This is a genomic window from Trebonia sp., assembly GCF_030042015.1.
Taxonomy (GTDB): Bacteria; Actinomycetota; Actinomycetes; order Streptosporangiales; family Streptosporangiaceae; genus Trebonia.
Map to the genome: position 1 here is coordinate 1 of NZ_JASIAL010000381.1, position 6151 is coordinate 6151.

At 71.8% G+C, this 6151-nt stretch carries 6 protein-coding genes; 1 reads left to right on the top strand and 5 read right to left on the bottom strand.

The window, feature by feature from the left end:
* From Q1N79_RS20795 to Q1N79_RS20810, 4 genes are all read right to left on the bottom strand, one after another.
* On the bottom strand, positions 1-1025 hold a 1025-nt coding region (locus Q1N79_RS20795; protein WP_300611436.1), incomplete at its 3' end, for a hypothetical protein.
* A gap of 72 nt (positions 1026-1097) precedes the next feature.
* Positions 1098-1970, bottom strand: coding sequence for an SDR family NAD(P)-dependent oxidoreductase (locus Q1N79_RS20800; RefSeq protein ID WP_300611438.1), 873 nt, complete (start codon positions 1968-1970; stop codon positions 1098-1100).
* Positions 1967-3730, bottom strand: coding sequence for a CocE/NonD family hydrolase (locus Q1N79_RS20805; protein ID WP_300611441.1), 1764 nt, complete (start codon positions 3728-3730; stop codon positions 1967-1969). The genes Q1N79_RS20800 and Q1N79_RS20805 overlap by 4 nt, the downstream gene beginning before the upstream one ends.
* A 45-nt stretch (positions 3731-3775) precedes the next feature.
* Positions 3776-4846, bottom strand: a complete 1071-nt coding sequence (locus tag Q1N79_RS20810) for an LLM class flavin-dependent oxidoreductase (protein WP_300611444.1) — start codon at positions 4844-4846, stop codon at positions 3776-3778.
* Positions 4847-5049: 203 nt separating this feature from the next.
* Between Q1N79_RS20810 and Q1N79_RS20815 the strand changes: the two genes are divergently transcribed.
* Positions 5050-5472 carry a nuclear transport factor 2 family protein gene (locus tag Q1N79_RS20815; protein WP_300611446.1) on the top strand — a complete coding sequence of 141 codons (423 nt, stop codon included), beginning with the start codon at positions 5050-5052 and terminating at the stop codon, positions 5470-5472.
* A gap of 7 nt (positions 5473-5479) precedes the next feature.
* On the opposite strand, the gene Q1N79_RS20820 is transcribed toward Q1N79_RS20815, so the two are convergent.
* Positions 5480-6103 (bottom strand): hypothetical protein, encoded by a 624-nt coding sequence (locus Q1N79_RS20820; RefSeq protein WP_300611448.1) that lies wholly within the window; start codon positions 6101-6103, stop codon positions 5480-5482.
* Positions 6104-6151: the final 48 nt, after the last annotated feature.

Consider the following 6151-nt stretch of genomic DNA (forward strand, 5'->3'; position numbering starts at 1 on the left):
GCAGCCGCCGCAGCAGCCGCAGCCGCCGCAGCATCCGGAGCAGCCACAACAGCCGGCCCGGGAAGGCCAGCCGGCTCAGCGGGGGTCAGCGTGATGGCCGCGGCGGCGTGCCGGGACGAGGAGCCGGCGAGCGGCTGGCATCGTGCGACGACCGTCACCTCGGGCCCGAGTTCCAGGCGCGCGGTGCGCTCGCGGCCTGCCGCCGCGGCGCCGCGCGCCAGGTCCCGCAGCAGCTCCTGGTCCGCCGCGCCGGCCAGGCGGAGCGCGGCGGCGTTGGCGACGAAGACCTCCTCGCCGACTACCACCACGGGCTGCGCGCGCCGCTTCCACATCCGCGCGACCTCCTCGAGCAGCGCCTGCTCGGCAGGGGCCGAACAGGTGAGCAGGCGCGCCTCGATCTCCCGGGCCAGCTCGGTGACGTAGGGCAGCATCAGCTCATTGGTCTGCGCATAGCGGCAGTTCATGTTGAGCAGGCCGGCGAGCCTTCTGGTCACCGGGTCGCGGATCGGCGCGCCGGCCGTCGTGGCCTCGCTCTCATGCGCACGGAAGTGCTCGCTGCCGGCCACGATGAACGGCCGTTGCTGCTCGACGGCGGTGCCCAGGCCGTTGGTGCCCACCACGTCCTCGCCGAACCTCGCGCCAGGAAGCGCCCCGCGGTCCGCAAGCAGCGGGGTCAGCGCGCGGTCGCCGACGACGTAGTCCACGAGCCGGCACTCGCGGTCCGCGAGGAAGGCCCACGACCGCGTTCCGGCGATCTGGCAGGCGAGCCGGTCCAGGACCGGCCGCGCCGCCAGGACCAGCCGGCCGGGCGGCGTGGCGCCCTGGTCGCGGGGCAGGTCGGTGCCGGCGGAGTCGACACCGCTGAGCAGCGAACGGCGCCAGGACAGGATGATCTCGCGGCGGACGCCGCACTCGTGCGACGGCAGCAGGTCCGGGTCTCCCGCCGCGAGGTAGCGCTCCCTTGCCGTCAGCGTTCGCCGCCACGCCTCGGGACCGCGCATGGGGGACGCCGACTGAGTGCTCATAGGCCTGCCTCCCACCGCCCTCCTGAAGCCGAGATAGCCCCAGATATCCCATCCTGCTAAAAATCGGGCAATTTAGGAACCGGCCGCATCCGCGGTGCGCGCGACGCCGGGTCCGGGCACCAGCGGCTCGTTCGTCCGCATCCAGCGCAGCTGCTGCTGCGCCATGTCGTACGCCTCGTCAGCACAGGGCAGGACGTAGAACCGCTGCTCGCGTATCGCGTCGGCCACCACGTCGGCGACGAGCGACGGCTGCATCGCCTCATCCCACGCGCCCGCGATCATGGCCCGCGACGTGTTCGCGAAGCTGCTCGCTGGCGGCTCCGTGACGCCGGCCGGCCGGTTCCGCGTGCTCTCGAAGATCCGTGTCCTGGTGAGCCCGGGGATGAGCACGGAGACCCCGACCCGCCCGCCGGTCGTCGCGGTCAGCTCGAAAAACAGGTTCTGGCTCAGCCCGAGCACGCCGAACTTCGAGACCGTGTACGGAGCCAGGCCGAGCGGATGCCCGTTCAGCGCCGCCATCGACGAGGTGTTCACGATGTGCGCCTCGTCCTGCCCGACCAGCAGCGGCAGGAAGGTGCGGCAGCCGTGGATGACCCCCCACAGGTTGACGCCGAGCACCCACTCCCACGTGTCCAGCGGGATCCGGGCGAAGTCAGTGCCGCCGCCCACTCCGGCGTTGTTGCACAGCACGTGGACCGCGCCGAACTCGGCGATTGTGGCGTCGGCGAGCGCCTGGACGTCCGCGGCGCTTGCGACGTCCGTGCGGACGCCGATGACCGGCGTGCCCGCCGACCGCAGCTCGCCGACCGCGGCCGAGAGCGCGTCTTCCTCGATGTCGGCGAGGACGCACCGCATTCCCTCGGCGGCGAAGCGGCCCGCCAGCGCCCGGCCGATGCCGCTCGCCGCCCCGGTGACCACGGCGACGCGGCCGGTGAGCTGCCTCATCGCGGAATCACCGGGAGCGTGATGCAGGACGGACGTGCACGGTCGTGGTAAATCGTCTGCTCTGCCACTACGAAGTCCTCCTCGGTCGCGGTGGCGGCGGGCGCGCCGTTGCCGGGGTTGCGGTCGAAGCACGGGAAGTTCGCGCTCGCGACGTCGACCCGCAGCCGGTGCCCCGCCTTGAACACCTGGCTGGTGGCGATGAGGTCGATGGTGTACTCATAGCCCTGGCCGGGCGTGACGGGGCGAGGCGACCGGCTGCCCTCGCGATAGCGCGCCCGCACGATGCCGTCGGTGACGCCAAGCGCCCGGCCGTCCGGCCAGACGTCGACGAGCCTGGCGGTGAAGTCGGTATCGGCCGCGGAGGTCGCCGCGTGCAGCGTCACGCTGACCGGCCCGGTCACCTCGAGATCGGCGGTCAGCGGTGCACTGGTGAACGAGAGGACGTCCGGCCGGGCCTCGACCTCGCGCTGGTCCCGTGGCCCGGGCAGCCACCGCACCGGGCCCGGCGCCCCCATGATCAGCGTGCCGCCGCCGGCCGTCGGCACCGGGTCGCGCGGGTCGTGGGTGTAATGCGAGGGCGGGTCGAAGTCACCGGGCGCGGCCGCCGACAGGCTCCCGCCGGCGTGCAGGTACCAGCGCGTCCACTGGGTCCGGGCCAGCGGCCATTCGTCCTCCTCGCGCCAGACGTTGTCGCCCATGACGAACAGCCGCACCCGCGGCCCGGGCACATCCCCGGCACCCGCTGCGCCCGGCCGCCCGGTCGCGGCGCCCGGCCGCCCGGTCGCGGCGCGCAGGAACTCGATCTGCAGCTGCTCGAGCTGGATCGCCTGCTCCGACCCGAACGCGCCGAAGTGCAGCTCGCCGGCGACCCCGGACCGGTCGCCATGGGTCCACGGGCCGACGATCAGCCGCTGCCCGTCCCGGGCCCGTGCGGTGGCCGCGTGCTGCGCGAGGAACGCGAAATTGTCGAGCGTGCCGCCGAGGAACAGGTCGAACCAGCCGCCCACGTGCAGCGCCGGCGCGGACACCCGGTCGCGGGCATCCCGGTAGCTCAGCCCGTCCCAGTAGTCGTCGCGCACCTCGTGGTCCAGCCATTTGCGCCAGCTCGGCAGGATGCGGCTGACCGCCGGGGTGTCCCGCAGCGGCAGGTGCGCGTAGGCGGCCGCCGGATCGGCCATGAGCGCGAGCAGCGAACGCAGCTCCGCCGAAACGTCCAGCCCGGCGGCCGCGCTGTAGGCGAGCGCCTGCCCGGACTTGAGGGTGTGCCAGGCCAGCGCCTGGCCGAGCGTGAACGCGCCCTGCCGGTAGACCAGCCCCCAGTGGTAGTCCGCCGGGGTGACGACGGGCACGATCGCACGCAGCCCGGAAGGCGCCTGGGACGCGGCCGCGAACTGCACCATCCCCAGGTAGGAGGCTCCGAACATCGCCACCGACCCGTCGGACCACGGCTGCCTGGCGCACCACTCGACGCTGTCCGCGCCGTCGAGAGCCTCGCTCTCGAACGTCAGGAACTCCCCGTCCGAGGTGCCGGTGCCGCGGCAGTCCTGCAAAACCACGGCGAAGCCCGCGTCCAGGGCCGGCCGCACCGGGGCCGCGCGCACCATCGGCTCGCCGTAGGGGTTGCGGATGAGCAGCACGGGGAACGGGCCGCCAGAAGCGGGCCGGTAGACGGCGGCCCGCAGCGTCGTTCCGTCGCGCATCTCGACCGGCGCGTTGTACTCCGCCAGCACCTGGACGGCTGGCACGTCGAGCTTGGCCACTGTCTCCTCCTTGGGTCCCGGGGCCAGCGCACCGTCCCGGCCTGGTCAGCCCTGCAGCTCCCGCACTCCCGGCATGACCTCCTTGGCGAACAGCTCAACGCTCTGGTTGGCCTGCTCGTACGGCAGCCCGCCGAAGCTGGGGATCACGATCAGCTGGAAGTCGCCGAGCACGTCCTTGATCCCCGCCACCTGCGCGAGGATCTGGTCCGGCGTGCCGAACAGCGCGACCGACGCGAACGCCTCCGCCGCCGCCTCAAGCCCGACCTTGCGCAAGATCGCGGCGGTCTCGGCGTACCGCTGGTAGCCCTCGGTCTGCGCGAAGTGCTCGCCTGCCATCTCGTAATGCCGGACGTTCGAGGCGAAGAACTCGTGCGCGTACCGCCGGGACCGCTCCCGCGCCACGGATGCGTCCGGGTGGCAGTACATGTTGACGTTCAGCGAGATCGGCGGCGCCGCGACGCCGTGCGCGGCCAGGTACTGCTGCCGGTACGCCGTGTATGTCGGCATGAGGTCGGGCACCGGCCGGGTGGGAATCGACATCAGGGCGGCGCCGAGGCTGACGCACGAGACGATCGAGTCGGGCGAACCGGCGACGCAGTACAGCCGGCCGCGGAACGACCTCGGCGGGCTCGGCCGCAGCTGGACCCGCGGCTGGGGGTAGTACGGCCCGTCCCCCTCGATCCAGCCGGTCTCGAGCGCGCTGGCGATCATCGCGGCCGCCTCGTCGAACCGCCCACGGGACTCCGACATCGGGATCTTGAACGGCGCGTACTCGATGCGCGACAGCCCGCGGCCCATGCCGAGGATCGCCCGGCCTCCCGACAGGATGTCCAGCATGATCATCTTCTCGGCGACGCGCAGCGGGTCGTTCCACGGCAGGATCACCGCGGCGGTGCCCAGCCACACCCGCTCGGTCCGGGCGGCGAGGTTCGCCAGGAACACCACGTTGTCCGGGCACATGGCGTAGCTGTCGAAGTGGTGCTCGACGGCCCATACGCTGTCGAAGCCCAGTTCCCCGGCGAGCTCGGCGATCCGCAGCTCGCCCGCGTACATCTGCTCGTCGGCCAGGTCCTCGTGCAGGTTGCCGAATCCCAGGTTCACTCCCACATGCGACACCGCTGCTCCTTCACTGCCACTGCCCGACTCGCCCACACATCGATGGTGCACCGCACCGATGCCGCGATGCTAGGCAGCGAGCCGCCCGCGGCGCCGTCTCAATTGTGAGACGCCGCAACCGCTGTCCGTCCGGATCAGAATCAATAAATTTATCCCGAACGAACCGTGGCGCCTGTCCAGCGCCAAGAAGGCGCCGCTACCCCATGGACGAACCCACATTCCGCGCGTACCTGTCCGAGTTCAACGGCGCGAACTACGACGCGCTCGTCCGGTACTACGCCGACGACGTGACGTTCTCGTTCGCCGACGGGACCACGCTGCGGGGGCGGGACGCGATCGTCGCGTTCTACCGGCCGCTGCACGAGTGCGTCAAGGAGAGCGCCGAGGTCGTGTTCCTCGTCATGGACGCTCAAGGCCGGCGACGTCGTGCGGTTCACCAGCCCCCGCACCCCCCGCACCCCCCACACCCGCTCTCCCGCTCAGCCAAGCGGGTGCGGCGGCAGGCTTCCTTGCCTGCCGCGCGCACCCGTTACCCGCCGGCGCCGCCGCGGCGGGCGCTTGTCGTGCTGACGTGCCAGCGCTCTCCCGGCCCGCCGGGCCGGGAGAGCGTGTGCGCTACGGGCTGACGCGTCCTCAGGACGTGGCACCCGCCTCGTGGCCGGCGTCCTTGATCTGCTCGATCGCCGGGCCGAACACGGTGGCGCCTGGGCGCTCGCGGCGGATCCGGGCGAACCCGAAGACCCCGGCCAGGAAGGACACGGTACCCAGGCCGAACAGCACCAGCGAGACGATGTAGGTGATCTGGGAGACCTTCCACCAGCCGTAGGCGTTCAGCAGCATCGACCGCAGCGTGGTGCCCTTGAACACGGTGGCGACCTGGCTGGCCAGCGCGGTGTCGGACGGCTTGGCCTGCGCCTCGGCCGACAGCTGGGAGTAGGTCTTGCCGCCGCCGATCTCCTGCAGGTGCACGGCGATGAAGTGGTCAGCGTAGGCCTCGGCCTGCTGCCCGGTCAGCAGCTGCTGCCCGGCGTACTGGGAGACCGACGGGATCATCGACGGGGTGATCTCGGTGCCCGCCTTGGGGTGCGCGAACGCCGACGCCGGCGGGAACGTGATCTGCTGGGCGGCCAGCTGGCTGGTCACCGTGTTGTGGATGTAAGCCGACCCCCACACCAGCAGCCCGGCCACCGCGAGCAGGGCCACGCCGAGGCTGACCCCCACCCATCCAAGAAGCTTGTCGAAAGTTGTGCGGCGCATTTGGGACATCTCCCCTGACTATTCGCCAGGCCCTTGTTAGCCTGGCCT

Excerpts from the sequence above, each read along its gene's own strand:
- Q1N79_RS20815 (WP_300611446.1), top strand. The coding sequence starts at position 5,050 with ATGGACGAACCCACATTCCGCGCGTACCTGTCCGAGTTCAACGGCGCG.
- Q1N79_RS20820 (WP_300611448.1), bottom strand. The coding sequence starts at position 6,103 with ATGCGCCGCACAACTTTCGACAAGCTTCTTGGATGGGTGGGGGTCAGC.
- Q1N79_RS20800 (WP_300611438.1), bottom strand. The coding sequence starts at position 1,970 with ATGAGGCAGCTCACCGGCCGCGTCGCCGTGGTCACCGGGGCGGCGAGC.